The sequence below is a fragment of the Burkholderia sp. RF2-non_BP3 genome, assembly GCF_001522185.1.
GTDB classification, from domain to species: Bacteria; Pseudomonadota; Gammaproteobacteria; order Burkholderiales; family Burkholderiaceae; genus Burkholderia; species Burkholderia diffusa.
In genome coordinates this window covers 1-25,493 of the sequence record NZ_LOSU01000010.1, presented here as the reverse complement: position 1 = coordinate 25,493, position 25,493 = coordinate 1, and the positions used below count along the sequence as shown (strand labels likewise).

The window sequence follows — 25,493 nt, the reverse complement described above, 5'->3', positions numbered from 1 at the left end:
AATTCTCGCAGCGAACGAACAAGCCCGAAGGCGCAGCGGCGAGACGAGTCAATCGCGAGCGCCACCTGCGCCGGCAAGGAACGTCGACGGCCGCAAGAACCGGCGACAGGAATTGAATGCAGCGCGACGCGTCGTCCCGCCCGTCGTTCGCCGAATGAGCGCACGACGCCCGCGCTCAGGCGCCAGCGCGTCGAATGCGATTACTCGTTTTCCTCGAAGTAATGCCCAAACTTCGCCTGCTTGGTCCGGATGTAACGCTCGTTTTCCTCGCGTACGGGTACCGCGAGCGCCACGCGTTCGCGGACAGGAATGCCGTGCTTCACGAGCGTATCGAATTTCTTCGGGTTGTTGCTCATCAGTCGCACCGACGTCACGCCGAGGATCCGGAGGATCGCTGCGGCCGAGTCGTATTCGCGGGCGTCGTCGGGCAAGCCGAGGTCGAGATTCGCCTCGACGGTGTCACGCCCCTGCTCCTGCAACGCGTATGCACGGATCTTGTTGCTCAGGCCGATACCGCGCCCTTCGTGGCCGCGCAGATACAGCAGCACGCCGCGGTCTTCCGCCGCGATGTAACGCAGCGCGAGGTCGAGTTGCTCGCCGCAATCGCAGCGGTAGGAACCGAACACGTCGCCTGTCAGGCATTCGGAATGAAGCCGCGTCAGCACGGACTGCTCGCCGGTGACGTCACCCATCACGAGCGCGAGATGTTCGGCATCGCTGCCCGATACGCGGAAGGCGTACGACGTGAACGTACCGTAGCGCGTGGGCAGCGACGCCGTGGCGACGAGCGTCACGCACTCGTCGGCCTGGCCATTGCCCTGCGTGGGCGATTGGGGACGCGAAGACATCATGAATTCAATCGAAACGATCAGGAATGTAGGAATTGTGTGGATGGTGCGTGACCGGAGTTTACCGCTAATCTGGAAACGTCACGCGACTGCCGCAACGGGCCCGGCTATACTGGGCCCGTCGGGTGCCGCGCATCACGCCCTGCCTTCCCTGCATCGTCCCGCACACGGAGAAAGCAAATGAGCACGACTGTCGCGCAAATTCTCAAAGCCAAGCCGGATTCCGGCCGCACGATCTACACCGTCACGAAAGCCGATTTCGTCTATGACGCCATCAAGCTGATGGCGGAAAAGGGAATCGGCGCATTGCTGGTCATGGACGGCGACGACATCGCGGGCATCGTCACCGAGCGCGATTACGCGCGCAAGGTCGTGCTGCAGGACCGTTCGTCGAAGGCCACCCGCGTCGAGGAAATCATGACGGCCAAGGTGCGCTACGTCGAGCCGTCGCAATCCACCGACGAGTGCATGGCGCTGATGACCGAACACCGGATGCGCCACTTGCCCGTCCTGCAGGACGGCAAGCTCATCGGCCTGATCTCGATCGGCGACCTCGTGAAGAGTGTGATTGCCGACCAGCAATTCACGATCAGCCAGCTCGAACACTACATCCACGGCACACCGACGGTCACGTCCGCCTGACCCATCCCAGCAAAAAAGGCCCAAACGCGCGAGCGTCTGGGCGGGAAAGCCGCCGGAATGCGGCGACGGAGGTTCTGCTCTGCTGACGCGGACGCGCGCGAGTGGCGTGCGCCCCGTCGGTCACATGCTGTGCGCGGGCAGACCCGGGGATGTTCAGTTGCCGAAGTAGACGGAGTTCACGGGATTCGGGGCTTCACGCGTCATGCGGCGGCCGGACTGGCCTGCGCTCGTCGCCACCGCACCATAGCCGCTCGTGTCGGCTTGGGCGAGCATCGGCTGATTCGGCTGGCTCCGTTGTTCTGCGGCCTGGATGTTCTGCGGATATTGCGCATCGCTCGCGAGCGGCTTGTAGCCGTTCTGTTCGAGTTGCACGAGTTCGGCCCGGACCTGATCGCGGGTCAAGCCCTGCTCGGACTGCGCGAACGATGCGATCGGGGCGGCAAGGACGGATGCAGCGATCGCTGCGTAGATGATCGACTTCATGATGGACCTCCGAAATATGTTCTCTTTTGGCGTCGCTTCCGGCGGGACTGTCTGAAGCGATGGATCAAGTGTAGTGCTCGCGATACCAAGGGGAAACCCTTGGTTTGAACATACAGCGTTGCATTTTCGGAAAAAATAGACGGCTGTCGTCGCGCAAGATCGCGATTACTTCAATCATTTCCACAACAATGCCTGACGAAAAGCCGACAGCCTGATCACCGACTTGGAAGGTTGTGTTGTAGAATCGAAAGGTTTTATTCGCCTTTCGATACCCCATTCACCATGCACGCGCCCACGCCTCTTTCGCTTTCGCTGTCCGGCCCGTCCGGCGTGCGCGCGCGCGCCGGCCACCCGGCGCACCCCTGCCTTCGACGCACGGCCCAGGCACCGCTCGCCCCTGCCCGGCGCCTGATCTGACAGCACGGCCTCCTCCCGGAGCCAGGTCAGACAGGCTCCGGGCGATCCCTATAGGCACGCCACGCCTGCCCCATGCCGATCATTTGGAGAACTGCCATGAAACAACGCCTTTACCAGTTGACCGAACTCGACGTCGCTCGTCTCGAGAAGCACGCCGAACACAACCCGCGCTTCCAGACGATGCTCGACACGCTGCTCGAGCGCGCGGACATCGTGCAGCCCGACGCCATCAAGTCGAACGTCGTCACGATGAACTCGCAGATCACACTGCTCGACGAAGCGTCCAAGGAACAGGCCACCTGGACGATTGTTTATCCGGATGCCGCCAATCTCGAACTCGGGCGCCTGAACGTGTTCTCGCCGGTCGGCATGGCGCTGCTGGGCACGCAACGCGGTCAGTTGGTGAAGGTGCTGCAGCCGAGCGGCGCTGAAAAGCTGATGAAGGTCGCGGCGATCGTGTTTCAACCGGAAGCCAACGGCGAATACACGCGCTGAGCCATCTCCGGCGGGTATCGCCCCGCAACTGCGCACAACGAGAAAAGCGAGGCACACGCCTCGCTTTTTTGCATCCGGAGGATGCGAATCGCCGACACCTCGCTCCACAGACGAAAAAAAGGCGCCCGAAGGCGCCTTTTTCGATGCTGCGTAGCTGGTTACCCAGCCGTCACGCTTAGAAGCGGTGACGCAGACCAACCGTTGCTGCGGTTTGGTTGATCGACGAGCTTGCCGGCGTCGTGTTGTCGCCGTTGTAGATCGACGTGCCGATCGCGTTGCCCTTCGCACCACGTTGGTACACAGCTTGTGCGTACACGTCCGTGCGCTTCGACAGCGAGTAGTCAGCTTGCACGCCGAACTGGTTCCAGTGCGAGCTGCCACCGTCGACCTTCGTGTTCGTGTACGTGTAAGCTGCGCCCAGGCCGAGAGCCGGCGTCAGGTTGTACTTTGCGTTGACTTCGTAGTTGTCCGTGCGGAACGCGCCGGTCAGGCCCGGGACGTTATCGATACGCGATTGCGTCCATGCAGCACCGACTTGTGCCGGGCCGAATGCGTAGCCAGCACCAGCACCGTACGTACGGATACGGCCTTGCGAAGCGATGTTCGTCGCGCCGTTGGCGTTGGTACCGTCACCGAGGTTGGCTTGCGAGTACGCTGCACCCAGCTTCAGGCCTTGGAACTGGTACGACAGACCGCCGCTGTAAGCACGGTTGTTGCCGAAGTTCTGGTTGTTCGAGAACGAGTACGTGCCGCCGAACTGCAGGCCAGCGTAGTTAGCGCTCGTGAACTTGACCGAGTTGTTCAGTGCGACGTCGCCGTTCGTGCTCAGGCGGTCGTTGTTGCCGCGGTGCGCGAAGTACGTGCCGCCCCACGTGCCCGTTGCCGTCAGCGGCGCCAGGTAGTCTTGCGTTGCGTCGTACTGCTTGCCCAGCGTGACCGTGCCGTACTGGCTCGACAGGCCAACGAATGCTTGGCGGTTGAACATGCCGCCGTTGTTGCCCAGCTTGCCGTTACCGATGCCGAAGCCGCTTTCCAACGTGAAGATTGCCTTCAGGCCGCCACCGAGGTCTTCCGAGCCACGCAGGCCGAAACGGCTCTGGTCGATGCCCGAGCCCATCGACCACAGCGACTTGCCGTTGACGTTGCTTTGGTAGGTGATGCCTGCATCCAGCACGCCGTACAGCGTGACGCTGCTTTGCGCGTGAGCGACGGTAGCGAACGATGCTGCAGCTGCTGCAACGATCAGAGTCTTGTTCATTCGTGGAGCTCCCTTCTAAAAAGAGGCAGGTCTCGCGACCTTGTTCATAAACGGTCTGCAACCGCCCGGGAACGCCATCGGTCCTTCTGGCCGCGCCCGGATAGTTGCCCGTTTGGGAACCGTGAGTTTAGGGGTGTACCCTAGGGCCGCGATCTGCAAATAAAGAAATAAGCTTTTCCAGAACTAGAAATAATGAAAGGGGGCGCACCTTATAAGTATTTGTTTTAACGTCTTTTTTTGACTTATTGACGGATGCTTTTTGGAGGCTTTCATCGCACCATTCTTTCGTGTCATCGTCTTGACGGTTGCATAGAAACAACAAGCGGAATCGATGGAACCACGCAAAACCGGTAACTTTTACCCGAATCAGTCTCAAATATTGGGCCTGCCCGCCTAAAACGCTGCGACCAAACTGTAAACACGCGGCGGTGCAGCCGTTGCCGCCCCCTGTTGGACCATCAGCGCCGGCAGAGTGGGATCGGTGGCGGGCGCCTCCGGCTGCCCGCAGGTCGTCGTGACATGCGGTAACAGCCTTAACGCCCCGCGTAACCCGGCCCCGCGACCAGCCAGCTAACGTAAGGCAGCCCGAATACATATTAGATAGAGGACTCGCCATGAATCGACGCTCGCTGTTGCGCGCCATCGGACTGACCGCGGCCGTCGCCGCCACTGGCGGTTGGCTGCGCACCGCCTCGGCCCAACCCGCGCCGCCCGGGTATCGGCCTGCCGGGCCGCCTCCAGGCCCCGGCAGGCCGCCTTATTCCGATCGCCCGGGCTTCGCGCCGCCCGCACTGCGACATGATCGCCGGCCACCGCCGCCGCGGCCGCATGGCTATATCTGGACCGACGGCTACTGGCGCTGGCAGCGCGGCCGCTATATATGGGTGCCCGGACGCTGGGTCGCGCGCCGCCCCGGGCGCAGGTGGGTGCCTGGATACTGGCGTCGCCAGGGGCGAGTATGGGTCTACGTCGACGGTACCTGGCGATAAGTCGCCCGCGCCGGCCATCGGCCCGGCGCGGTGCCGCTGCTTCCACGGCCTTGTCGAACGAATCGACCGACCGAGCGAAGGCGGATCGCCCCGCCACGACAGTTCATATCCGTCATACGCCGATCGCCGCGCGTGCGTCGCACCCCTCGCGACGCCACATGCGCAAGCAATTCGCTCAAAACATTCGGATAACGAAATCATCCGATGCTGCCGCAACACACGCATACAGTCGCGGATCGCCACACGCCCGCGCGACGCACTCCGCTCAACGCCCGTTGCTCTCCAGCGCACACGCACGGCGACGTGCGGCGCATATCGCACGATGATGTTCGTCGGCCCAGCGGATCATCGCGTCCATCGGCGTCAGGAATGAACGCCCGAGGTCCGTCAGCGCATATTCGACGCGCGGCGGCACCTCGGCATACAAAGTGCGACTGACGAAGCCGTCCTGCTCGAGCCGCTTGAGCGTGCGCGACAGCATCTGCTTCGATACGTCGCCGATCGCGCGGGCGAGTTCATTGAAACGCATCGTGCCGCCGGACAGCGCCTCGAGCACGAGCAGGCTCCATTGGTCGCCGATGCGATCAAGCACATCGCGGATCGGGCACGGCTGATCGAATTCGACGGATTCGTCGGCGGACGTAAACGGCATGACGGGATTCTCTTTCACGGGCGATGCACGGTCACCGCGGCGTGACCTGCTCACACCGCGGTGACTTCTTGTGACGGGGTCGCGGCAACTGTACCATTCGATCGACTCGATGGCCGCACGGATTTTCAAGTTCTGCGAAGCATGCGGATGCGCACAGTCGGCACTCCTTCGCCCGCCGACGATGACGATCGGCGTCATCCGCGGTCGCGCACCGTGCGCCCACCCACGAATCCCCAGACAAGGAATCCGCCACATGTCACCGCTCCGCTCCCCCGTCCGCGCCGTTGCCGCGTTCGTCCTGCTTGCCGCATCGACCGCCGCGCCGGCCGCCGGTCATGTCACGCGCGACCTGGCCGCCGAGGAAGCCAACCGCCAGCTCGTGCTGACGTTCTACGACCGCTTCTTCAACAAGCACGAAGCGGTCGAGGCTGCCGCCGTCGTCGCCGACGACTACAAGCAGCACAACCCGCACGTGCCCGACGGCAAGAAGCCGTTCGTGTCGTACTTCGTCGGAGCGTTCCAGAAGAACCCCGAATCACGCGCGCAGATCGTCCGCAGCTCGACCGATGGCGACCTCGTCTATCTGCATGTGCATGCGACCGAGCGGCCGGGCGATCGCGGCGACGCGGTGGTCGACATCTTCCGCGTGAAGGACGGCAGGATCGTCGAGCACTGGGACGTGATCCAGTCGGTGCCCGAAAAGGCCGCGAACGCGAACACGATGTTCTGATCGGGCGGGCCGTGCACCGATGCGCGGCCGACTTCGCGACACGGCGCTGCCCGGCACGCGCGAACGCCCCTACATCGGGCTTCGCCGCCATGCCCGCCACGCCCGCCCGACCGCCCAGGGCCGTCGTCCGTCTGCGCACGGCTCGAGCCCGCCCGCGCGCATCAGGCGACGTCGAGCGCGAGCACCTGCCCTGTCGTCAGCACGTCGCCGAACGTGTCCGACAGCGCGGCCAGCGTGGCGCGATGAAGGTCGCGGTGCGGCACCGTGCCGCCGTCCGCGACATCGAGGTCGCGCGTCGCGCACGCGTCGTCGACGACGATCACCGCGTAGCCGAGGGGCACGGCATCGCGGGCCGCGCCGGCAACGCACGCATGCGTCATCAGCCCGGTGACGATCAGCGTGTCGATGCCGGCCGCCTTCAGGCGCGCGTCGAGGTCCGTCGTCGGAAACACGCTCACCGACGTCTTCTTCACGACCGCGTGATGCGGCGCCGGCTGCAGGTCCGCATGAAAGTGGAAGCCGTCGCTGCCGTCGGCGAAGAGCGGGCCGCCGGCCGCGCCGACGTGCTGGACGTGGAATACCGGGATGCCGGCGCGATCGGCGAACGCGATCACGCGTCGCGCATTGCCCAGCGCGCGCGGCCCTTCCGGAATCGGCAGGCGGCCGCTGAAATATTCGTTCTGGAAATCGATCACCAGCAGCGCGGTGCGGGCGGCATCGATCGACGTCGGCGCGCTCGCGCCGGCCAGGGTACGGATGGTCGGATGTTGCATGGGTCGCTCTCTACTCAAGGTTGGCACATCGAACGAAACGGCGGCCCGGCAAGGCCCGCGCCACCGCACGCAGCCTTGCGGCAGGTCGCCACCGTGCGTGGGCTGGCCTGCCGTGACCGCGAGGCGCCAGTGTCGTGCCGTGCGGCCCCGCGCGACAGCGGCCCGCAGGACAACGTCCGACAGGATCGGGCCAACCTGCGCGCAGCCGTCTACGACAGCGCGGCCGCGCACCGTTAGCGCACCATCATCACGAAGCCGAGCAGGAAGCCCGAGTCGCCGATCCACAACAGCCCGGTCTCTCCGAATACGGGCAGCAGGTTCGTGAGCGGCTCGCCCGAAAACTGCCGGCTGACGGTCAAGGCCCCGAACGCGCGATAACGCGCAGACGCGCCCACTCGCTTCTCCCCCACCGCGCCGCGTCCCCGCGGCTAGTCCGTTTGGATGGCACGAAGCGCCAGGTTTATTGCCATCATGGCCGTCATTCGTCGCATCCCGCATGCCGAATCGAACGGCGCCGCGTACGCTCGCGCCCCCGCCACGGAGACACCATGACCGCCCCCGTCCTCGGTCCCGTCGACCAGATCGGCTATGTGGTCGCCGATCTCGACCGCAGCATCGCGCGCAGGCGCGCCCGCCACGATGCGGGCCCGTGGACCGTGTTCCACGACGTGCGTCTCGACGGCCGCTACCTCGGTGAAGTGGTGACGGTCACGATGGATGTCGGGCTCGCGTATCTCGGCGACGTGCAGATCGAACTGATCCACGTGACGAACGATGCGCCGTCGCCATACCGCGACGCGCACGGGCAACCGCTCGCGGGCCTGCATCACGTCGCATGGGTGGTCGACGATCTCGATGCCGCGGTGGCGCGGCTCACGGCGCGCGGCCTGCGCGTCGTGTTCGAAGCGCGCAACCCGGCCACGCGCGTCGCCTACCTCGACGACGCCGACGCCCCCGGCGTGCGCGTCGAAGTGATCGAAGGCGCCGGCATGCGCGACATGATCGCGCGCGGCATCGCCGAAGCACGCGCATGGGATGACGCCGATCCGGTCCGCATCATCGACGCGTCGGCCGTCGCATGAGCGGGCTCGTGCGTCCCCCTTCACTCACAGGAGCAACACGATGAAACGACTCGAAGGCAAGGTGGCGCTGATCACGGGCGGTGCCCGCGGCCAGGGCGAGGCGGAGGCACGCCGGTTCGTCGCCGAAGGCGCACGCGTGGTGATCGCCGACGTGCTGGACGACGCCGGCCAACGCGTCGCGGCCGAACTCGGCGACGCCGCACGCTACCAGCATCTCGACGTGACTAACGAAGACGACTGGCACACCGCCGTTCGCGCGACGCTCACGTACTTCGGCCGCCTGGACATCCTCGTGAACAACGCGGCGATCCTGAAGCTCGTGCCGATCGATTCCTGTTCGCTCGACGACTATCGCAAGGTGATCGACGTGAACCAGGTCGGTTGCTGGCTCGGCATGAAATCGGCATTGGCCGCGCTGAAGGACGCGGGCGGCGGCTCGATCGTCAACGTGTCGTCGACGGCCGGGATGGAAGGCGTGGCCGGCGGCAGCGCGTACGTGTCGAGTAAGTTCGCCGTACGCGGGATGACGAAGGCCGCCGCGCTCGAGTTCGGCCGCTACGGAATCCGCGTGAACTCGGTCCATCCGGGCGGCATCGACACCGTGATGGCACGCCCGCCGGAATACGCAGATTTTGAACCGTCGTCGATCTACAGCGGGCTGCCGATCGCGCGCATCGGCAAACCCGACGAAGTGGCGAGCCTCGTGCTGTTTCTTGCGTCCGACGAATCCGCGTATTGCACGGGCTCGGAATTCATCGTCGACGGCGGAATGCTCGCGGGCAGCACGTTCCGCTGATCCGCGGCGGGGTCGACGGGCAGGTCCGGCCGCTCATCCGCACCGACCATCACGCGTCCGAAAACGACCATGCCGCCGGCGGCTTTCCCGCGCGGCGGCACGATGGTTTCCGAAACGAAGCAGCAAACGATGCGGCGCTCAATACCCCTTCGGCTGGATCGCCGGCGCGCCGACAGCACGCGCCGCCTGCCCGCCGCCGCGCACCAGGAAGCGTCCGTTCGGGCCGTACACGCCGTCCGCTTCCGGATGCATCGTCAGCAGCACGAAATACAGCAATCCGCCGACCAGCAACGACACCGGCACGCTGAGATCGAGCCCGCCCGCCAGGGCGCCGAGCGGCCCGACGAACTGGCCCGGCAGATTCACGAACGACAGCCCGATGAACGCCGCCGGCAGCCACGCGCCCATCGCGCGCAGGTTCCAGCCGTGCGTGAACCAGTAGTGGCCGCCGCGCAGCCCGCGATTGAATACCTGCAGGTCGTCGGCAAGATAGAAGCCGCGACGCGTCACGTAGCCGATCACCATGATCGCCATCCACGGGCAGCTGAACGTGTCGATCAGCGTCGAGAACGTCGCGACGCTTTCGACGAGGTTGAACCAGAAACGTCCGACGAAGATGAACGCGATCGCGATCGTGCCGATCAGCAGCGTCGCACGCACACGGTTCAGGACGCGCGGAAACATGCTCGACACGTCGAGGCCCGTGCCGTACAGCGCGGTCGTGCCGGTCGACATCCCGCCGATGATCGCGATCAGGCACATCGGCAGCAGAAACCAGCGCGGCGACACGGCGAGCAGCCCGCCGACGTAGTCGTTCGACGCGATGAACGCGGGCGCCTTCGACGCGATGATCGTCGCGGTCGCGAGGCCGAAGAAGAACGGCACGAAGGTCGCGATCTGCGCGGCAAACACTGCGCCCATCACGCGCCGCTTCGGCGTCTGTTGCGGGATGTAGCGCGCCCAGTCGCCGAGCGTCGACGCGAACGACACCGGGTTGCTCAACGCGACCAGCACCGCGCCGACGAACGCGGCCCAGAAACCCGCACTGCCCTGGCTCAGCGTGCCCGCGTAGTTCATGTCGAACATTCCCGCGAATGCGAACAGGCCGGCGACGAACAACAGGCTCGCCGCCCACACGGCGATCTTGTTGACCCACAGCATGAAGCGAAAGCCGTAGATGCAGACGATCAGCACGAGCACCGCGAACACCATGTACGCGGCGCCGAGCGTGAAGCCGTTGACCGGCACGCCGACCATGTTGTGCGCGCCGCCGACGAGCGCATCGCCTGAACTCCACACCGCGAGCGAGAAGAACGCGATCGACGTGAGCAGCGCGAGAAACGAACCGACGATCCGGCCGTGGATGCCGAAATGCGCGCCGGACGACACGGGGTCGCTCGTGCCGTTGCGCGGACCGAACAGGCTCATCGGCGCGAGGATGCAGGTGCCGGCGAGCACGCCGAGCACGATCGCGCACACGCCCGCCTTGAACGACAGCCCGACCAGCACGGGGAAGCTGCCGAGCACCGACGTGGAAAACGTATTGCAGCCGCCGAACAGCAACCGGAACAGATCGATCGGACGTGCATAGCGCGATGCGTCGGGAATCCGCTCGAAACCGAACGATTCAACTTGCGTAATCCTGCCTTCAGCCATTTGTCTCCAACTCCTCTGGTGCATCGGTACGGCCTGCGACTTCGGCCATACGACACATCGTCATCAATTTGCGGCCACTCTAAACCGGATCGGGCGGCGCAAATATCACGCATTCGAGACGTTTACGACGAAGGAGAACAATGTTTCGCGGCCGGGATTCGGTCGCGTGCCGCGCCGCGCATGCAGTGCGGGCGATGCGAGGCAGGTACGACGGCGAAGCGCGGTTCCGCCGCCAGCGGACAGCGGAACCGCATCCCGGCGCTCCCCCCTGCTGAACGGCGGGCAGACGCACCGCGCCCGCCTGCCGCGCGGCCCGGCGTACTACGGCACCGTTCGCGCGAGCGGCCGCGGTGCGGCCTGCGCCGTTCCCGCCGGCCAGCCGCCCGCGAGCGCTTTGTACAGCGCGACCGTCGACGCCGCGCTGCGCATCCGCCCGTCGGCCGCCGCGTCCTGCGCCTGCAGCAGCGTCCGCTGTGCGTCCAGCACTTCGTAATAGTCGATCGCGCCCGCCGAGAAGCGCGTCTGCGCGAGCTGCGCCGCGCGTGCGCTGTCGTCCGCCGCCCGCACGAGGTGGGCGGTCTCGTCCCGCGTGCGGGCGACGCGCAGCAGCGCGTTCTCGGTTTCCTCCAGTGCGCCGAGCACGGTCTGCCGGTACTGCGCGAGTTGGCCGGCCGCCTCCGCGTCGCTCGCCGCGATCCGCGCGCGCACGCGGCCGACGTCGAGGAACGACCAGTCGACGCCGAGCGCGATCAGGTTCGTGTCGCTGCCCGCACGGAAGAACCCATAACTGCTCGTCGCGCTGCCGAGCAGCCCCGACAGCGTGAAGCGCGGAAACAGGTCGGCCGTCGCGACGCCGACCCGCGCGGTCGCCGCATGCAGCCGCGCCTCGGCAGCCGCGACATCGGGGCGCCTGCGCAGCAGGTCGCCCGGCGTGCCGGGATCGATGTCGGCGGCAAGCGGCGGCAGCGGCACGGGCGTGCCTTTCGATGCGTCGGCGTTCGGCATGTCGAACCGGCCGATCAGCGCATTCGGCGTCTGTCCGGTCAACACCGCGAGCCGGTGCTCGTCGACGCCGATCGCCGCTTCGTACACGGCGATCCGCGACGTCGTCGATTCGAACTGCGCGCGCGCACGCGCCGCATCGAGCTCGGAACCGCGCCCCGCGCCGACGCGCGCATTGATCAGCGCGAGCGTCTGCTTCTGGTTGTCGGCGTTCTCGCGCGCGATCCGTAGCCGCTCCTGCGAGCCGCGCAGATCCACGTACGTGCTCGCGACCTCGCCCGCGATCGCGACACGCACCGCGCGCACGTCGGCCGCGCTCGCGGCCGTTTCCGCGCGCTGCGACTCGATCGACCGGCGCACGCGGCCGAACAGGTCCAGTTCCCACGCCGCGTTGATCCCGACATTGGAGATCGGCGTATCGCGCTGGCTGCGCGGCGCGCCGAACGCCTGGTCCTCGCTCGTCAGCTGGTGGCCGATCCGGCCGCTCGCGGTAATCGTCGGATAGCGGTCGAACGTGGCCTGCGACAGCAGCGCGTTCGATGCGTCGTAGCGCGAGACGGCGACCTGCAGGTCCTGGTTCGCCGCGAGCGCCGCGTCGATCAACTGCGTGAGCGCCGGGTCGCCGAAGCCGCGCCAGAACGTGGCATCGGCAGCCGCCGACGCGTCCGGCGACGACGCATCCTGCGTGGCCGGATGCGCGTCGCGTGCGAAGCGCGCGGCAGCCGCGGTGTCGGGCCGTTTGAAATCGGGGCCGACCGCGCACGCGGCGAGCGTCACCGACATCGCGAGCGCGGAAAGACGAAAAGCGGCGCTCATCGGTTTTCTCCTTCGAGGGTGCCATGCTGTTCGCTCCACACGGCCGGCGTGCCGCCCGCGAGCTTGCGGATCGCCACATAGAACACGGGCGTGAGGAACAGCCCGAACAACGTGACGCCGAGCATCCCCGCGAACACGGTGACGCCGGTGGCCGCGCGCACCTCGCTGCCCGCGCCGCTGCCGATCAGCAGCGGCACCGAGCCCGCGATGAACGCGACCGACGTCATCACGATCGGCCGCAACCGCAGCCTGCACGCCTCCAACGCCGCGTCGATCACGCCCTTGCCCTGGATTTCGAGCTCGCGCGCGAACTCGACGATCAGGATCGCGTTCTTGCACGCGAGACCCATCAGCACGACGAGACCGACCTGCACGAACACGTTGTTGTCGCCGCCGGACAGCCATACGCCGAACAGCGCCGCGCACATGCACACGGGCACGATCAGGATCACCGCGAGCGGCAGCGTCCAGCTTTCGTACAGCGACGCGAGCACCAGGAAAACGAGCATCACCGCGAGCGGAAACACGACGATCGCCGCGTTGCTCTGCGTGACCTGCTGGTAGCTGAGGTCGGTCCATTCGAGCGTGATGCCCGGCGGCAGCACGTCTTTCGCGATCTGCTGCAGCTTCGCGATCGCCTGCGACGACGACATCGCCTTCGGGTCCGCGTCGCCGATCAGGTCCGCGGCCGGATAGCCGTTGTAGCGGACGACCGGATCCGGCCCGTACGCGGGCGCGACCGTCACCATCGAGCCGATCGGCACCATCTCGCCCTTCGCGTTGCGCGTGCGCAGGTTCGCGATGTCGGCGGCCGTCTGCCGGTGACCGGCATCGGCCTGCGCCATCACGCGGTACACGCGGCCGAATGCATTGAAGTCGTTCACGTACATCGAGCCGAGATAGACCTGCAGCGTGCTGAACAGATCGGTCAGCGCGACGCCCTGCGCCTTCGCCTTCAGCCGGTCGACCTTCACCTCGAGCTGCGGGATGTTCGCCTGGTACGCGCTGACGGGGTAGCTCATCCCTGGCGTCTTCGCGACCGCGGCCTGGAATGCCGTCAACGCCTTCTGCAATTCGCCGTAGCCGAGCCCGCCGCGATCCTCGAGATACAGCGAGTAGCCCGAACCGTTTCCGAGGCCCTGGATCGGCGGCGGCATCAGCGCATAGGTGATGCCGCTGCCGATTGCCGCGAAGCGCGCGTTCAGGTCCGCGTTGATCTGCGCGGCGCTGCGGTGACGCTGGTCGAACGGCTTCAGGATTACGTACGAGTTCGTGATGTTCGGTGTATTCACGCCCTGCAGCGCGTTCAGTCCGGCGAACGCCGGCACCATCTCGACGCCGTCGGTGCCGAGCGCGATCTTCGTCATCTGCTCGGTCACCGCGCTGGTGCGCGCGAGCGACGCGCCTTCCGGCAACTTCGCGCCGGCGAACAGATACAACTTGTCCTGCACGGGAATGAAGCCGCCCGGCACCGCGTTGAACAGCAGCGCGGTCGCCGCGAGCAGCGCCGCATAGACCGCGAACACCGCGCCGCGCCGCTTCAGCGTGCGCGCGACGACGCCGTGATAGCGACCGGAACTGCGCTCGAAGACGCGGTTGAACGGATGAAACAGCCAGCCGAATGCGCGGTCGAGCGCACGCGTGAGCGCATCCTTCGGCGCGCCGTGCGGGCGCAGCAGCTTCGCGGCGAGCGCGGGTGACAGCGTGAGCGAATTGACCGCGGAAATCACCGTCGAGATCGCGATCGTCACCGCGAACTGCTTGTAGAACTGGCCGGTCACGCCCGACATGAACGCCATCGGCACGAACACCGCGCACAGCACGAGCGCGATCGCGACGATCGGCCCCGACACCTCGCGCATCGCCTGATGCGCGGCGTCGCGCGGGCTCAGCCCCTGTGCGATGTTGCGCTCGACGTTCTCGACCACCACGATCGCATCGTCGACGACGATCCCGATCGCTAGCACGAGCCCGAACAGCGTCAGCGTATTGATCGAATAGCCGAGCAGGTAGAGCCATGCGAACGTGCCGACCACCGACACCGGCACCGCGACGAGCGGAATGATCGACGCGCGCCAGGTCTGCAGGAACAGGATCACGACGAGCACGACCAGCACGACGGCCTCGATCAGCGTGTGCTGCACCGCGCGGATCGATTCGCGCACGAACACGGTCGGGTCCCACACCGGGCGATACGCGATGCCCGGCGGGAAGCGCTTCGACAGCTCGTCGAGCTTCGCATACACGGACTTCGCGACGTCGAGCGCGTTCGCGCCCGGCGACAGGAAGATGCCGACCACGGCCGAATGCCGGTCGTTGAAATACGAGCGCAGCGTGTAGTCGCCCGCACCGAGCTCGATGCGCGCGACGTCGGACAGCTTCACGACCTGGCCGTCGTCGCCATTGCGCAGCACGATGTCGCCGAATTCCTGCACCGTGCGCAGCCGGCCGCGCACGTTGATCGACACGAGGAAATCGTTCTTCTTCGGCGTCGGCTCCGCACCCAGCTGGCCGGCCGATACCTGCACGTTCTGCTCACGCACCGCGGCGATCACGTCGCTCGCGGTCAGCCCGCGCGATGCGAGCCGGTTCGGATCGAGCCAGAGCCGCATCGCGTAGTCGCCGGATCCGTACACGCCGACGTCGCCGATGCCGGTCAGGCGCGACAGCTCGTCCTTCACGTTCAGCGTCAGGTAGTTGCGCAGATACAGCGAATCGCGGCTGTTGTCCGGCGAATAGAGGCTCACGTACATCAGCGGCGTCGGCGACTGTTTCTGCGTGGTCACGCCGTACTGGCGCACCTCGTCGGGCAGACGCGACAGCGCCTGGCTCACGCGGTTCTGCACGCGCACGGCGGCCGTGTCGGGATCGACGCCCTGCAGGAACGTGACGACGACCTGCAGGCTGCCATCCGAGCCCGCGACCGACTTCATGTACATGATCCCTTCGACGCCGTTGATCGCTTCTTCCAGCGGCTCGGCGACCGATTCGGCGATTTCCTTCGGGTTCGCGCCAGGGTACGTCGCACGCACCACGACGCTCGGCGGCACGACTTCCGGATACTCGCCGGCCGGCAGCATCGGGATCGAGATCAGGCCGATCGCGAAGATGACGATCGACAGCACGACCGCGAAGATCGGCCGGTCGATGAAGAATCGGGAGAAATCCATCGCAGGTCTCCCGTTATTGCGCGGCCGGCGCGCCGGCGTCGGCCACGGCCTGCGTGCTGCTGCCCGCATCCGCGCGTGCGGGCAACGCCTTCGGCTTCACCTGCGCACCCGGATAGTAGATCCGCTGCACGCCGTCGACGACCACGCGATCGCCCGACTGCAGCCCCTTTTCGACGATCCGCTCGCCGTCCAGCACACGGCCGATCGTCACGTCGCGACGCATCGCCTTGTCGCCTGCGCCGATCACGTAGACGTACTTACGATCCTGATCGGTGAGCACCGCCTTGTCGTCGACGAGCAGCGCATCCTGGTCGCGGCCGCTGACGAGCTGCACGCGCGCATAGAGGCCCGGCGTGAACGTGTGATCCGCGTTCGGCAGCCGCACGCGCGCGCGGATCGTGCCGGTTTGCGGATCGAGCCGGTTGTCGAGGAAATCGACGGTGCCCGCATGCGGGAAGCCCGTCTCGTTGGCGAGGCCCACGCGCACCGGATCCGCGCCGATCGCTCGATGCTTCGGGTCGGCGCGCCGCGCGTTGTAGCGCAGGTAGCTCTGCTCGTCGCAGTCGAAATACACGTAGACGGGGTCCTGCGACACGACCGTCGTCAGCAGCGTGTCGTCCGCACGCGCGAGGTTGCCGGCGGTCGCGATCGCACGGCCGACGCGCCCCGCGATCGGCGCACGCACTTCGGTGAAGCCGAGATTGAGCTTCGCGTCGGCGACGGCCGCGTCGGCCGCCTGCAGGTCGGCGCGCGCCTGCTCCGCGGTCGCGCGCGCGTTGTCGAGTTCCTCCTGGGAGGTTGCATGCGCATCGATCAGCGTCCGCACGCGCTTGAGCTGTACATCGGCGAGGCTCGCGGCCGCGCGCGCCCGCTGCTGCTGCGCGTTCGCGCGGTCGAGCGCGATCCGGTACGGGCGTGGATCGATCTCGAACAGCACCGCGCCCTGCGCGACGAGGTCGCCCTCCTTGTACGCGATGCGCTGCAGATAGCCGCTCACGCGTGGCCGCAGCTCGACCGCGTCGACCGCTTCGACGCGTCCGTTGAATTCGTCCGCGAGGCGGATCGTGCGCGGCGCGACGGTCGTCACGCCGACTTCGGGCAGCGGATGGGCCGACGATTCGCCTTTGCCGTCGTGACAGCCCGACAACGCCAGCAGCAATGCGCAGGCCGCGCCCAAAGGCGACGTCCTGCGTAGGGATAAGAGGAGCATGATGCCTCGCGACGGGTTAAACTGCCGCGTAGCATAAAAGTTGAAGTTAACTTCAAGTCAAGCTTTCCCGGAGGGCGTCATGGGTATCGACGAAACCCCGCAATGGCCGCTGATGTCGATCCGCGAAGTGGCCGCGCGCAGCGGTGTGCCGGCATCGACGTTGCGCTTCTACGAGAAGCGCGGGCTCATCAAGTCGCACCGCAACGGCTCGAGCCATCGTCACTATTCGCGTGCGGTGCTGCGGCTGATCGCGTTCATCGTGTTCGCGCAGAAGATCGGCTATTCGCTCGACGAGATCGCCGAACAGCTCGTGAGCCTGCCGGAAGACACCGCGCCGACCAACAAGGACTGGCAGCGGCTGTCGCGCGGCTGGAAGCAGCGCGTCGCGAACCGGATCGAGGAACTGCAGCGGCTCTACATCAACCTCGACGAATGCATCGGATGCGGCTGCCTGTCGCTGAAGCGCTGCAAGCTGACCAACCCCGAGGACCGCGCGGGCCGCAACGGGCCCGGCGCGCGGCGCTGGCTCGGCGACGCGCCGCCCGATCTCGACTGACGCGGGCGGGCCGCTCGCATACGAACTGGCGATCGCCTACCGCCCGCCGTCGCCGCTCGTCGACGCGCTGCGCGAGAGCGCGCGGCACGCGATCGACGCACTGGGGCTGGTGGAGGCAACGTGACCGCGCGTCGTGCGCGCGGCGCTCAGACGCGCAGAATGCTGAGCGCGACGTCGAGCACGGCCTGCCGGAACGCATCCTGCCGCGTGGGCAGCGACGTGAACTCCAGCATCATGTGGCTGTACGACACCGTCGTGCCGACCGCGCTCGCGATCATGAAGAACAGCACGTTGGGATCGACCGCGCGGATTTCGCCTGCCTCGACCGCGTCGGCCAGCAGCGGAAACATCGCGTCGTGATACGGGCGCACGATCCGCTGCTGCAGGCAGTCGAGCCGTGCGCCCTCTTCGGTCGCCGCCGTCGAGAAGAACATGCCGATGTCCGGCTCCTCGAATTCGTGATCGACGCACAGCTCGATCGCGCGCCGCACGCGCTCGCGATGCGGCAATGACGACGTGCGCAGCGCGCGCAACGCATCGAACAGCGGCTCGGCGAGATCGACGATCTGCTCGACGACGGCCAGCCACAACGTTTCCTTCGCGCCGAAATGGTGGGCGATCAGCGCAGCGTCGATGCCCAGCTCGCGCGCGACCTCGCGCACGCTCGTCGCATCGTAGCCGCGCTTCGCGAACGTGCGACGCGCGGCCCGCAATATCACGTCCGGACCGACGGACGCCTCCGCCAGCGGCCGCCCCCGCGTACGCCGCTTCGACGGCGCGCGCTCAGTGACTTCAGCCACGTTTTCCTGCTCCCGTTGAATGAATCGAATGCCCGCGTTCGGGCCCCGGTTCCACATCGCCAGAACCGGGTCGCCTGCCCCGCTCCGTTGACATGCAAAGCCGGGAAGCGCTAGGATCATACATTATTCATCACGTGATGATTTATCCATGACAACCCCTACTCGCATCGTGATCGCCGGCGGCGGCATCGCCGGATTGCAGCTCGCGACCCGCCTCGGCGAACGTCTCGGCCGCACCGGGCGCGCCCAGGTCACCGTCGTCGACCGCAGCCCGACCCATATCTGGAAGCCGATGCTGCACACGATCGCGGCCGGCACGCGCGACGTGCAGCAACAGCAGGTGATCTTCCTCGCCCATGCGCGCGATCACGGCTACACGTACCAGCCCGGCGAACTGACGGGGCTCGATCGTGCGCGTCGCCGCGTGCAGCTCGCCGAGATCCGCTCGCAGGACGGCGAACGAATGATCGACGCGCGCGAGCTCGAATACGACGTGCTGATCCTCGCGCTCGGCAGCCAGGCCAACGATTTCGGCGTGCCGGGCGTGCGCGAGCACTGCTATTTCATCGACAGCCAGCAGCAAGCCGAAACCTTCAACGAAGCGTTGCGGATGCGCGTGTTTCGCAGCATCGCGCGCGACGAGCCGTTGCGCGTCGCGATCGTCGGTGCGGGCGCGACGGGCGTGGAGCTGGCAGCGGAACTGAGCCGGCTGCTGGAAGTGGCGCAGGCATATGGCGACGAGACGGTGCGCGAACGGTTGCGGCTGACGCTGCTCGAAAGCGGCCCGCGCATCCTCGCCGCGTTTCCGCCGAGGATTTCCGCGTCGGCGCAGCGACGGCTCGAACAGATCGGCTTTCATGTGCTGACGTCGACGCGCGTGACGGCGGCCGATGCGAACGGCTTCCACTATGGCGACGGTTCGTTTGCCGAAGCAGATCTGATGGTGTGGGCGGCCGGCGTGAAGGCGCCCGATTTCATGCAGGCGCTGGGCGGGCTCGACACGAACCGCGCGAACCAGATCCTGGTCGGGCCCACGTTGCAGGCCACGGCCGACGAGCACGTGTTCGCGATCGGCGATTGCGCGAGCCTGCAGCCCGACGGCCATGAGCGACCGCTGCCGCCCACCGCGCAGGTCGCGGCCCAGCAGGCCGAGCATCTCGCGAAGCACTTGCCCGCATGGCTCGACGGCAAACCGCTGCCGCCGTTCGCGTTCCACGACTTCGGCGCGCTCGTGTCGATCAGCGACTACGACGCGTTCGGCACACTCGGGCAATTCGGGTTCTTTCGCGGCGGCTTCATCCAGGGGCGTTTCGCGCAATTCAGCCATCTGATGCTGTATCGGCGCCACCAGCAGGCGCTGCACGGATTTTCCAAGGCGACGCTGCTGTGGATCGCCGAACGGATCAACGGCTGCGTGCAGCCGCGTATCCGCCTGTCGTGATGCCGCACGTCGCGGCATCGCGTAACGTTTCGAGGGAAACAAAGATGAGCAACAGTGCAGTAGCCTGGCTCAAGACGGTCGCCGCGATCGGCAGCTTCGACATGCCGTCCGTCTCATGGGCCGCACCGCGACGGCGCAGCATCACGCGCGATCGCCTGCCGTCGTGGGACGCGACGAGCCAGCCGACGATCAGCGTGCTCGAACGTCCCACGGCCGACACCGTGATGATTTCGTGGCGCGACGCGTGCACCGGCCACTACGGGTATCAGAAGTGGCGGCTGTTCACGACGCGCAAGCGCGGCGTCTGTGCGCTGTCGGGGCAGCCGATCGCGCCCGGCGACAGCGTGTATGCGCCGCAACTGCTCGGCTCGGCGCCGGGCAACGCCGCCGCGATGGTGCTGGCGGCGTTCATCGACGAGGCGTGTGCCGCTTAAACGGACGTCGCCTGACCGGCACCATAGGCCGGTTCGCTGTTCTGCCGTTCCAGTTCCGCATCGAGATGCGCGGCATGCGCCAGTGCTTCGGACTCCGACATCAGCTCGCCTTCCCACTTCGCGACCACCGCGCTGGCGATCGAATTGCCGACCGCATTGGTGGCCGAGCGGCCCATGTCGAGGAACGTGTCGACGCCGAGGATCAGCAGCAGCCCGGCTTCCGGGATATCGAACTGATGCAGCGTCGCCGCGATCACGACGAGCGATGCGCGCGGCACGCCGGCCATCCCCTTCGACGTCAGCATCAGGACCAGCAGCATCGTGATCTGCGTGCCGAGCGACAGATGAATGTTGTACGCCTGCGCGATGAACAGCGACGCGAACGTGCAGTACATCATCGAGCCGTCGAGGTTGAACGAATAGCCCATCGGCATCACGAAGCTCGAGATCTTGCGTCGCACGCCGAACCGGTCGAGCGCGTCGAGGATCTTCGGGTACGCGGCTTCGGAGCTCGCGGTCGCGAACGACAGCATGAACGCTTCCTTGATCAGCACCAGCAGCTTGAATACGCGGCGGCCGAGGAACAGCAGGCCGGCGATCACGAGCGTGCTCCACAGCAGGAACAGGCTGACATAGAAGTCGCCCATGAACACCGCGAACTTCAGCAACACCGACAGCCCGTTGACCGCGACGGTCGCGGCCATCGCCGCCAGCACCGCGAGCGGCGCAAGCTTCATCACGTAGCCGGTGATCTTCAGCATCACGTGCGCCAGCTGGTCGATCGCGGCCACGAGGATCTTGCCGCGCTCGCCAAGCGCCGACAGCGCGACGCCGAAGAACATCGAGAACACGACGATCTGCAGGATCTCGTTGTTCGCCATCGCCTCTGCGATCGACTTCGGCACCATGTGGCTGACGAAATCCTTCAGCGTGAACTTGGACGTCGCGAGATGCGCGGATGCGCCGATGTCCGGCAGCGGCAGGCCGAGGTTCTCGCCGGGGCGCAGCAGGTTCGCCATCAACAGCCCGAGCAGCAGCGAGATCAGCGACGCGGTGACGAACCAGCCGAACGCCTTCACGAACACGCGCCCCACCGACGATGCGTCGCCCATGTGCGCGATACCGACGACGAGCGTGGAGAACACCAGCGGCCCGATCACCATCTTGATCAGCCGCAGGAACACGTCGGACACGAGGGAGATGTAGCCGGCGATTTCGGTCGCCGCCTGCTTGTCGGGAAACTGAGTGTAGATCATGTAGCCGATGAAGATGCCGGCCGCCATCGCGAGCAGGATCCAGACTGCCGCAGACATTCGTTTGTTCATAACGGAACTCGACGCACGGTGCAGGAGTGAAAGAAAAAATACGCGTGCCGATGCCGTGCCACGGCGCACGTTGCGAGCAAGGCGGGCCCGGGACTCCTGGCACCCGCCACGCTCGATACTGCGAACGTCCGCGAACGGACGCGCTGTCGCCGCCGCGGCGCTCGCGCGAGGGCGAACGCCGGGGCAACCGTTCAGCCTGATGCAATCAAATCGAATCTCATCCGCTCAGGTCAGTAGCCGATCGCCGAGCCGGCCGGCCGGCGCGGATCGTTGACGCCGTAGATGTAGCCGACGCGCACGTTGCCGGACACCGACGAGTCGTTGCCGGAACTCTGACGGCTCGCCGCCTCGGTGCCGGGCAGGCCGACCAAGATCAGCTCCGCTGCGCCCCACGGCGTCTGCTCGACCATCTTGTAGCCCATGTTGCGCAGGATCGCGAGCGTGTCGGGCGACAGGCCGCGGGTTTCGAAATAAACCTGATCCGGCAGCCATTGATGATGGATGCGCGGCGCCCCGACCGCATCCTGCGGCGTCATTCCATAGTCGATCACGTTCAGCACAGTTTGCAGCGTGATCGTGATGATGCGCGAGCCGCCCGGCGAGCCGACCACCATGAACACCTTGCCGTCCTTCTTCACGATCGTCGGCGCCATCGACGACAGCGGACGCTTGCCCGGGGCGATCGAGTTGCGCGTGCCCTGCACGAGGCCGAACAGGTTCTGCGCGCCGACCTTGACCGTGAAGTCATCCATCTCGTCGTTCAGGAAGAAGCCCGTGCCCGGCGCGATCACCACGGCGCCGAAGCGGCCGTTGACCGTGTACGTGGTCGACACCGCGTTACCGTCGCGGTCGATGATCGAATAGTGGGTCGTCTCCGGCTTTTCGTGCACGCCGACACCCGGCTGCACATCGACCGACGCCGTCGCCGTGTCGCCGCTGATCTGCTTGCGGATCTCGGCCGCATACGCCTTGCTCGTCAGCTTCGCGACCGGATTGTCGATGAAGTTCGGGTCGCCCAGCAGCGTGTTGCGATCCTCGTACGCGTGGCGCATCGCCTCGGTCATGTAGTGGACCACCGAAGCCGACTGGTAGCCGAACTTGCGCAGATCATACCCTTCGAGGACGTTCAGCGTCTCGCACATCGTCACGCCGCCCGAGCTCGGCGGCGGCGCCGACACGAACTCGTAGCCGCGATACGTGCAGGTCAGCGGCGCCATGTCCTGCGCACGATACGACGCGAAGTCGGCCGCCGTGATCAGCCCGCCGCCGCGCTTCGCGGCCGCTTCGACGATCTTCGGAATCTCGCCGTGATAGAACGCGTCGGGGCCCTGCTCCGCGATACGCTCGAGCGTGCGCGCCAGGTCCTTCTGCACCAGGCGGTCGCCCGGCTGCAGCGGCGTGCCGTCCGGGCGCAGGAAGATGCGCGCGGCTTCCGGGTCCTTCTTGAAACGATCGATCGTCGTGTCGAGGATGTCCGTATCGCCGCGCGTCAGCACGAAGCCGTCGCGCGCGAGCCGGATCGCCGGCGCCATCACCTGCCGACGCGTCAGCTTGCCGTACTTGCGCTGCGCGAGGTCGAGACCCGCGACCGTGCCCGGCACACCGACCGCGCGATAGCCGTACAGGCTGTCGTCTGGAATGACGTTGCCGTTCGCATCGAGATACATGTTCGCGGACGCCGCGGCCGGCGCGGTCTCGCGGAAGTTGATGAAGCGGTCGCGGCCGTCCGCCAGGTGCAGGGTCATGAACCCGCCGCCGCCGATGTTGCCGCAGCACGGGTTGGTCACCGCTTGCGCGTAGCCGACCGCCACGGCGGCGTCCACCGCGTTGCCGCCTTCCTTCAGGATGTCGACGCCGATCTGCGACGCGAAGTGCTGCGACGACACGACCATGCCGTTCTTCGCTTCCACCGCGGGTTCCGAAGCGGCGAGCGCGCCTGCGCTCAGGGCCGACAACAGGGTGAGTACGACGAGCCGCCTCATGACGGAATCCTCCAGACGAATGACCGGGCCTTGCCGGTCGACGTTGCTGATCCGGCATGTAATGAACGATACATTCCGGCGAGGTCGCGATCATACATCGGCATTTTGATCTCAAAACCTAGGGTTATCACTCAGCTTATGCGCGAGATTGCGCGCTGATCGACCGCGTGGGATGTTCGTTTTATTACACATATGAATGTTTGATGCCCGGAGTGATACGTCCCTCTAATCTGCTGCCTCACGCGATTGGCGGCCTGCCGATGGGCTAACATGCATGGAGTCGCCGGCAGACGCATGTCTGCCGTTTGTCGTTCATTCAGATAAGAGCAAGCCGGAGTGCCCGATGGGGACAAGCATCAGGGCGTTGCTGCTATCCCAGATGGATAGCTTCACGCCGTCGGAACAGAAGGTCGCGCACGCGCTGCTGGATCGCTATCCGAGCCTCGGGCTCGGGCCGATCGCGAGCTTCGCGAAGCAAGCCGAAGTCAGCGACCCGACCGTGTTTCGCTTCGTCGTGCGGATCGGCTTTCCGAACTACCCGTCGTTTCAGCAGGCGCTGCACGACGAGATCGACACCGCGATGAATTCGCCGCTCGCGCGGATGGACGCCTTCCACTCGGAATCGGGAATGCGCGACAGCCATGCGGCGATCTTCCAGCGGCTTTCGCAATCGCTCGCCACCACGATCGAAGGACTCGATGCGGCGGCGTTCGACGAAGCGGTGACGCTGCTGGCCGATCCGGATATCCGCGTGTTCTGCGGCGGCGGACGTTATACCGCCCCGCTCGCGTCGCTGTTTTCCTTCACGCTCGCGTATGCGCGCCCGCATGTGCAATACGTCGAGCCGAACGTGAATCTCGCGTCGGTCTCGCTGACGGACATGGGGCCCGGCGACGTGCTCGTCATTTTCGATTTTCGCCGCTATCAGAAGGACAGCATCCGGTTCGCGCAGGCCGCGCACCGGCTCGGCGCGCGGATACTGCTGATCACCGACGAATGGCGCTCGCCGATCAGCGCGTTCGCCGAGATCGTGCTGCGGATCCAGGGGCGTCCGTTCGCGATGCTGCAGACCAATGTGCCGGCGCTCGCGCTCGCCGAAGCGCTGGTGATCGGCGTGACGAACCGGCTTCCCGAACTGGCGCGGCAGCGGATGGAAAAGATCGAGCGGCTGAGTACGGGCGGCAGCGAGCAGGATGCGAATCAGTGGGATTTGCCCGAATGACGGTCGGCCATCACTCGGGCGCGGGCGTCAGCTCTCGACATCCTCGAGACTGAACACCTCCGTCTTGTCGTTGTACGAGAAGACTTCGCCGTAACGCCCCCAGTCGATCACCGCGTCGAGCGTTTCCTCGGCCGCCTCGTCCGACAGGAAATCCTCCAGTTCCTGCTCGAAACGCACACGCGGCGCGCGATGGCCGGGGCGCTCGTTCAGCACCTTCCTGATTCGCGCGGCAAGCGGCACGTGCTTCAGCAGGTGATCCGCGAACATCAGCTTGCGCTCCTGCGTGCCGAACTCCGCGAACACGCGCGCGGGCGGCGTGAGGAACACGTCACCTTCGCGCACGTCGGCGAAGCCGAGGTACTGCAACACTTCTGCGATCGGGAACAGTTCGTCCACTTCCAGATGCAGCGTGCGCGCGATTTCCGGCATGTCGGCGCGACCGTGATACGGCGCCATCGCGAGCGTCTCGATCAGGCCAGCCATCAGGTTGGTCGACACGCGCGGCATCCAGCTGCCGAGCTCAAGCCCCTTCTTCGTCGCCTCGCCGGTCTGGCGTGCGGTCATCTTCGCGTAGATGTCGTCGACGAGCTTGCGGAAATCGGGATCCAGCCGGTTACGCGGATGCTTGAACGGCACCTTGATTTCGGCGATCACGCGGCCCGGGTTCGACGACAGCACGAGAATCCGGTCGCACATGAACACCGCTTCCTCGAT

At 66.1% G+C, this 25,493-nt stretch carries 24 protein-coding genes and 1 pseudogene; 11 read left to right on the top strand and 14 right to left on the bottom strand.

The features are described 5' to 3' along the window. Nucleotides 1-200: 200 nt before the first annotated feature. Nucleotides 201-851: a GTP cyclohydrolase II gene (ribA, locus tag WS45_RS03695; RefSeq protein ID WP_059698271.1), complete on the bottom strand. Its 651-nt coding sequence runs from the start codon at nucleotides 849-851 to the stop codon at nucleotides 201-203. Between the two features lie 177 nt (nucleotides 852-1,028). On the opposite strand from ribA, the gene WS45_RS03690 reads away from it, so the two are divergent. Beyond that, a complete protein-coding gene (locus WS45_RS03690) occupies nucleotides 1,029-1,490 on the top strand; it encodes a CBS domain-containing protein (protein ID WP_059468448.1) in 462 nt (153 codons plus the stop codon). A 153-nt stretch (nucleotides 1,491-1,643) separates the two neighbouring features. On the opposite strand, the gene WS45_RS03685 is transcribed toward WS45_RS03690, so the two are convergent. Beyond that, nucleotides 1,644-1,973 (bottom strand): DUF4148 domain-containing protein, encoded by a 330-nt coding sequence (locus WS45_RS03685; protein WP_059698269.1) that lies wholly within the window; start codon nucleotides 1,971-1,973, stop codon nucleotides 1,644-1,646. Between the two features lie 513 nt (nucleotides 1,974-2,486). Between WS45_RS03685 and WS45_RS03680 the strand changes: the two genes are divergently transcribed. Next, complete coding sequence (locus WS45_RS03680) at nucleotides 2,487-2,885, top strand: GreA/GreB family elongation factor (RefSeq protein ID WP_059698267.1); 399 nt, start codon at nucleotides 2,487-2,489, stop codon at nucleotides 2,883-2,885. Nucleotides 2,886-3,060: 175 nt separating this feature from the next. Here the strand turns inward: WS45_RS03680 and WS45_RS03675 are convergent, their stop codons facing one another. Continuing rightward, on the bottom strand, nucleotides 3,061-4,143 hold the full coding sequence (locus WS45_RS03675) for a porin (protein WP_059698265.1): 1,083 nt from the start codon (nucleotides 4,141-4,143) through the stop codon (nucleotides 3,061-3,063). Between the two features lie 614 nt (nucleotides 4,144-4,757). Here WS45_RS03675 and WS45_RS33020 point away from each other — a divergent pair. Next, the gene (locus tag WS45_RS33020) at nucleotides 4,758-5,132 is read left to right on the top strand and encodes a YXWGXW repeat-containing protein (protein ID WP_082721829.1); all 375 of its coding nucleotides are present in this window, start codon (nucleotides 4,758-4,760) and stop codon (nucleotides 5,130-5,132) included. Nucleotides 5,133-5,397: 265 nt separating this feature from the next. Here the strand turns inward: WS45_RS33020 and WS45_RS03670 are convergent, their stop codons facing one another. After that, nucleotides 5,398-5,784 (bottom strand): winged helix-turn-helix transcriptional regulator, encoded by a 387-nt coding sequence (locus WS45_RS03670; protein ID WP_059698263.1) that lies wholly within the window; start codon nucleotides 5,782-5,784, stop codon nucleotides 5,398-5,400. A gap of 253 nt (nucleotides 5,785-6,037) precedes the next feature. Between WS45_RS03670 and WS45_RS03665 the strand changes: the two genes are divergently transcribed. Further along, complete coding sequence (locus WS45_RS03665) at nucleotides 6,038-6,514, top strand: nuclear transport factor 2 family protein (protein ID WP_059526523.1); 477 nt, start codon at nucleotides 6,038-6,040, stop codon at nucleotides 6,512-6,514. Between the two features lie 161 nt (nucleotides 6,515-6,675). Here WS45_RS03665 and WS45_RS03660 read toward each other — a convergent pair whose 3' ends face one another. Together WS45_RS03660 and WS45_RS34705 are read right to left on the bottom strand one after the other, a co-directional pair. After that, nucleotides 6,676-7,287, bottom strand: coding sequence for a cysteine hydrolase family protein (locus tag WS45_RS03660; protein WP_059698261.1), 612 nt, complete (start codon nucleotides 7,285-7,287; stop codon nucleotides 6,676-6,678). A 233-nt stretch (nucleotides 7,288-7,520) separates the two neighbouring features. Further along, nucleotides 7,521-7,682 (bottom strand): hypothetical protein, encoded by a 162-nt coding sequence (locus WS45_RS34705; protein WP_156437026.1) that lies wholly within the window; start codon nucleotides 7,680-7,682, stop codon nucleotides 7,521-7,523. Nucleotides 7,683-7,835: 153 nt separating this feature from the next. Between WS45_RS34705 and WS45_RS03655 the strand changes: the two genes are divergently transcribed. Both WS45_RS03655 and WS45_RS03650 read left to right on the top strand, forming a co-directional pair. Next, nucleotides 7,836-8,369 carry a VOC family protein gene (locus WS45_RS03655; RefSeq protein WP_059698258.1) on the top strand — a complete coding sequence of 178 codons (534 nt, stop codon included), beginning with the start codon at nucleotides 7,836-7,838 and terminating at the stop codon, nucleotides 8,367-8,369. Between the two features lie 40 nt (nucleotides 8,370-8,409). Beyond that, nucleotides 8,410-9,165 (top strand): glucose 1-dehydrogenase, encoded by a 756-nt coding sequence (locus tag WS45_RS03650; RefSeq protein WP_059698256.1) that lies wholly within the window; start codon nucleotides 8,410-8,412, stop codon nucleotides 9,163-9,165. A gap of 138 nt (nucleotides 9,166-9,303) precedes the next feature. Here WS45_RS03650 and WS45_RS03645 read toward each other — a convergent pair whose 3' ends face one another. The 4 genes from WS45_RS03645 to WS45_RS03630 all read right to left on the bottom strand — a co-directional run bounded on the left by WS45_RS03645 (nucleotide 9,304) and on the right by WS45_RS03630 (nucleotide 17,019). After that, complete coding sequence (locus WS45_RS03645) at nucleotides 9,304-10,821, bottom strand: purine-cytosine permease family protein (RefSeq protein ID WP_257140270.1); 1,518 nt, start codon at nucleotides 10,819-10,821, stop codon at nucleotides 9,304-9,306. Between the two features lie 321 nt (nucleotides 10,822-11,142). Further along, nucleotides 11,143-12,639 (bottom strand): efflux transporter outer membrane subunit, encoded by a 1,497-nt coding sequence (locus tag WS45_RS03640; protein ID WP_059698252.1) that lies wholly within the window; start codon nucleotides 12,637-12,639, stop codon nucleotides 11,143-11,145. After that, nucleotides 12,636-15,809, bottom strand: a complete 3,174-nt coding sequence (locus WS45_RS03635) for an efflux RND transporter permease subunit (RefSeq protein WP_059698249.1) — start codon at nucleotides 15,807-15,809, stop codon at nucleotides 12,636-12,638. Before WS45_RS03635 ends, WS45_RS03640 begins: the two co-directional genes overlap by 4 nt. 13 nt (nucleotides 15,810-15,822) lie before the next feature. Beyond that, nucleotides 15,823-17,019 carry an efflux RND transporter periplasmic adaptor subunit gene (locus WS45_RS03630; protein ID WP_059698247.1) on the bottom strand — a complete coding sequence of 399 codons (1,197 nt, stop codon included), beginning with the start codon at nucleotides 17,017-17,019 and terminating at the stop codon, nucleotides 15,823-15,825. A 79-nt stretch (nucleotides 17,020-17,098) separates the two neighbouring features. Between WS45_RS03630 and soxR the strand changes: the two genes are divergently transcribed. Next, complete coding sequence (gene soxR, locus WS45_RS03625) at nucleotides 17,099-17,575, top strand: redox-sensitive transcriptional activator SoxR (protein WP_059526547.1); 477 nt, start codon at nucleotides 17,099-17,101, stop codon at nucleotides 17,573-17,575. Beyond that, nucleotides 17,571-17,699: pseudogene (locus WS45_RS36010) on the top strand (LysR family transcriptional regulator); the annotation flags it as partial. The gene soxR and the pseudogene WS45_RS36010, both read left to right, overlap by 5 nt. A gap of 22 nt (nucleotides 17,700-17,721) precedes the next feature. On the opposite strand, the gene WS45_RS03620 reads toward WS45_RS36010, so the two are convergent. Further along, nucleotides 17,722-18,375 (bottom strand): TetR/AcrR family transcriptional regulator, encoded by a 654-nt coding sequence (locus tag WS45_RS03620; RefSeq protein ID WP_059698452.1) that lies wholly within the window; start codon nucleotides 18,373-18,375, stop codon nucleotides 17,722-17,724. Between the two features lie 148 nt (nucleotides 18,376-18,523). Between WS45_RS03620 and WS45_RS03615 the strand changes: the two genes are divergently transcribed. After that, nucleotides 18,524-19,816, top strand: a complete 1,293-nt coding sequence (locus WS45_RS03615) for an NAD(P)/FAD-dependent oxidoreductase (RefSeq protein WP_059698245.1) — start codon at nucleotides 18,524-18,526, stop codon at nucleotides 19,814-19,816. Nucleotides 19,817-19,860: 44 nt separating this feature from the next. Then, on the top strand, nucleotides 19,861-20,250 hold the full coding sequence (locus tag WS45_RS03610; RefSeq protein WP_059526553.1) for a DUF3331 domain-containing protein: 390 nt from the start codon (nucleotides 19,861-19,863) through the stop codon (nucleotides 20,248-20,250). Here the strand turns inward: WS45_RS03610 and WS45_RS03605 are convergent. Both WS45_RS03605 and ggt read right to left on the bottom strand, forming a co-directional pair. Beyond that, on the bottom strand, nucleotides 20,247-21,575 hold the full coding sequence (locus WS45_RS03605; RefSeq protein ID WP_059526554.1) for a dicarboxylate/amino acid:cation symporter: 1,329 nt from the start codon (nucleotides 21,573-21,575) through the stop codon (nucleotides 20,247-20,249). The genes WS45_RS03610 and WS45_RS03605 overlap by 4 nt on opposite strands. 230 nt (nucleotides 21,576-21,805) lie before the next feature. Beyond that, a complete protein-coding gene (ggt, locus tag WS45_RS03600; protein ID WP_059698241.1) occupies nucleotides 21,806-23,557 on the bottom strand; it encodes a gamma-glutamyltransferase in 1,752 nt (583 codons plus the stop codon). Between the two features lie 343 nt (nucleotides 23,558-23,900). Between ggt and WS45_RS03595 the strand changes: the two genes are divergently transcribed. Next, complete coding sequence (locus WS45_RS03595) at nucleotides 23,901-24,779, top strand: MurR/RpiR family transcriptional regulator (protein WP_059526560.1); 879 nt, start codon at nucleotides 23,901-23,903, stop codon at nucleotides 24,777-24,779. Between the two features lie 27 nt (nucleotides 24,780-24,806). Here the strand turns inward: WS45_RS03595 and WS45_RS03590 are convergent. After that, the coding region (locus WS45_RS03590) for an AAA-associated domain-containing protein (RefSeq protein ID WP_179950350.1) at nucleotides 24,807-25,493 on the bottom strand (687 nt) is incomplete at its 5' end.

Excerpts from the sequence above, each read along its gene's own strand:
- ribA (WP_059698271.1), bottom strand. The coding sequence starts at position 851 with ATGATGTCTTCGCGTCCCCAATCGCCCACGCAGGGCAATGGCCAGGCC.
- WS45_RS03690 (WP_059468448.1), top strand. The coding sequence starts at position 1,029 with ATGAGCACGACTGTCGCGCAAATTCTCAAAGCCAAGCCGGATTCCGGC.
- WS45_RS03685 (WP_059698269.1), bottom strand. The coding sequence starts at position 1,973 with ATGAAGTCGATCATCTACGCAGCGATCGCTGCATCCGTCCTTGCCGCC.
- WS45_RS03680 (WP_059698267.1), top strand. The coding sequence starts at position 2,487 with ATGAAACAACGCCTTTACCAGTTGACCGAACTCGACGTCGCTCGTCTC.
- WS45_RS03675 (WP_059698265.1), bottom strand. The coding sequence starts at position 4,143 with ATGAACAAGACTCTGATCGTTGCAGCAGCTGCAGCATCGTTCGCTACC.
- WS45_RS33020 (WP_082721829.1), top strand. The coding sequence starts at position 4,758 with ATGAATCGACGCTCGCTGTTGCGCGCCATCGGACTGACCGCGGCCGTC.
- WS45_RS03670 (WP_059698263.1), bottom strand. The coding sequence starts at position 5,784 with ATGCCGTTTACGTCCGCCGACGAATCCGTCGAATTCGATCAGCCGTGC.
- WS45_RS03665 (WP_059526523.1), top strand. The coding sequence starts at position 6,038 with ATGTCACCGCTCCGCTCCCCCGTCCGCGCCGTTGCCGCGTTCGTCCTG.
- WS45_RS03660 (WP_059698261.1), bottom strand. The coding sequence starts at position 7,287 with ATGCAACATCCGACCATCCGTACCCTGGCCGGCGCGAGCGCGCCGACG.
- WS45_RS03655 (WP_059698258.1), top strand. The coding sequence starts at position 7,836 with ATGACCGCCCCCGTCCTCGGTCCCGTCGACCAGATCGGCTATGTGGTC.
- WS45_RS03650 (WP_059698256.1), top strand. The coding sequence starts at position 8,410 with ATGAAACGACTCGAAGGCAAGGTGGCGCTGATCACGGGCGGTGCCCGC.
- WS45_RS03645 (WP_257140270.1), bottom strand. The coding sequence starts at position 10,821 with ATGGCTGAAGGCAGGATTACGCAAGTTGAATCGTTCGGTTTCGAGCGG.
- WS45_RS03640 (WP_059698252.1), bottom strand. The coding sequence starts at position 12,639 with ATGAGCGCCGCTTTTCGTCTTTCCGCGCTCGCGATGTCGGTGACGCTC.
- WS45_RS03635 (WP_059698249.1), bottom strand. The coding sequence starts at position 15,809 with ATGGATTTCTCCCGATTCTTCATCGACCGGCCGATCTTCGCGGTCGTG.
- WS45_RS03630 (WP_059698247.1), bottom strand. The coding sequence starts at position 17,019 with ATGCTCCTCTTATCCCTACGCAGGACGTCGCCTTTGGGCGCGGCCTGC.
- soxR (WP_059526547.1), top strand. The coding sequence starts at position 17,099 with ATGGGTATCGACGAAACCCCGCAATGGCCGCTGATGTCGATCCGCGAA.
- WS45_RS03615 (WP_059698245.1), top strand. The coding sequence starts at position 18,524 with ATGACAACCCCTACTCGCATCGTGATCGCCGGCGGCGGCATCGCCGGA.
- WS45_RS03610 (WP_059526553.1), top strand. The coding sequence starts at position 19,861 with ATGAGCAACAGTGCAGTAGCCTGGCTCAAGACGGTCGCCGCGATCGGC.
- WS45_RS03605 (WP_059526554.1), bottom strand. The coding sequence starts at position 21,575 with ATGAACAAACGAATGTCTGCGGCAGTCTGGATCCTGCTCGCGATGGCG.
- ggt (WP_059698241.1), bottom strand. The coding sequence starts at position 23,557 with ATGAGGCGGCTCGTCGTACTCACCCTGTTGTCGGCCCTGAGCGCAGGC.
- WS45_RS03595 (WP_059526560.1), top strand. The coding sequence starts at position 23,901 with ATGGGGACAAGCATCAGGGCGTTGCTGCTATCCCAGATGGATAGCTTC.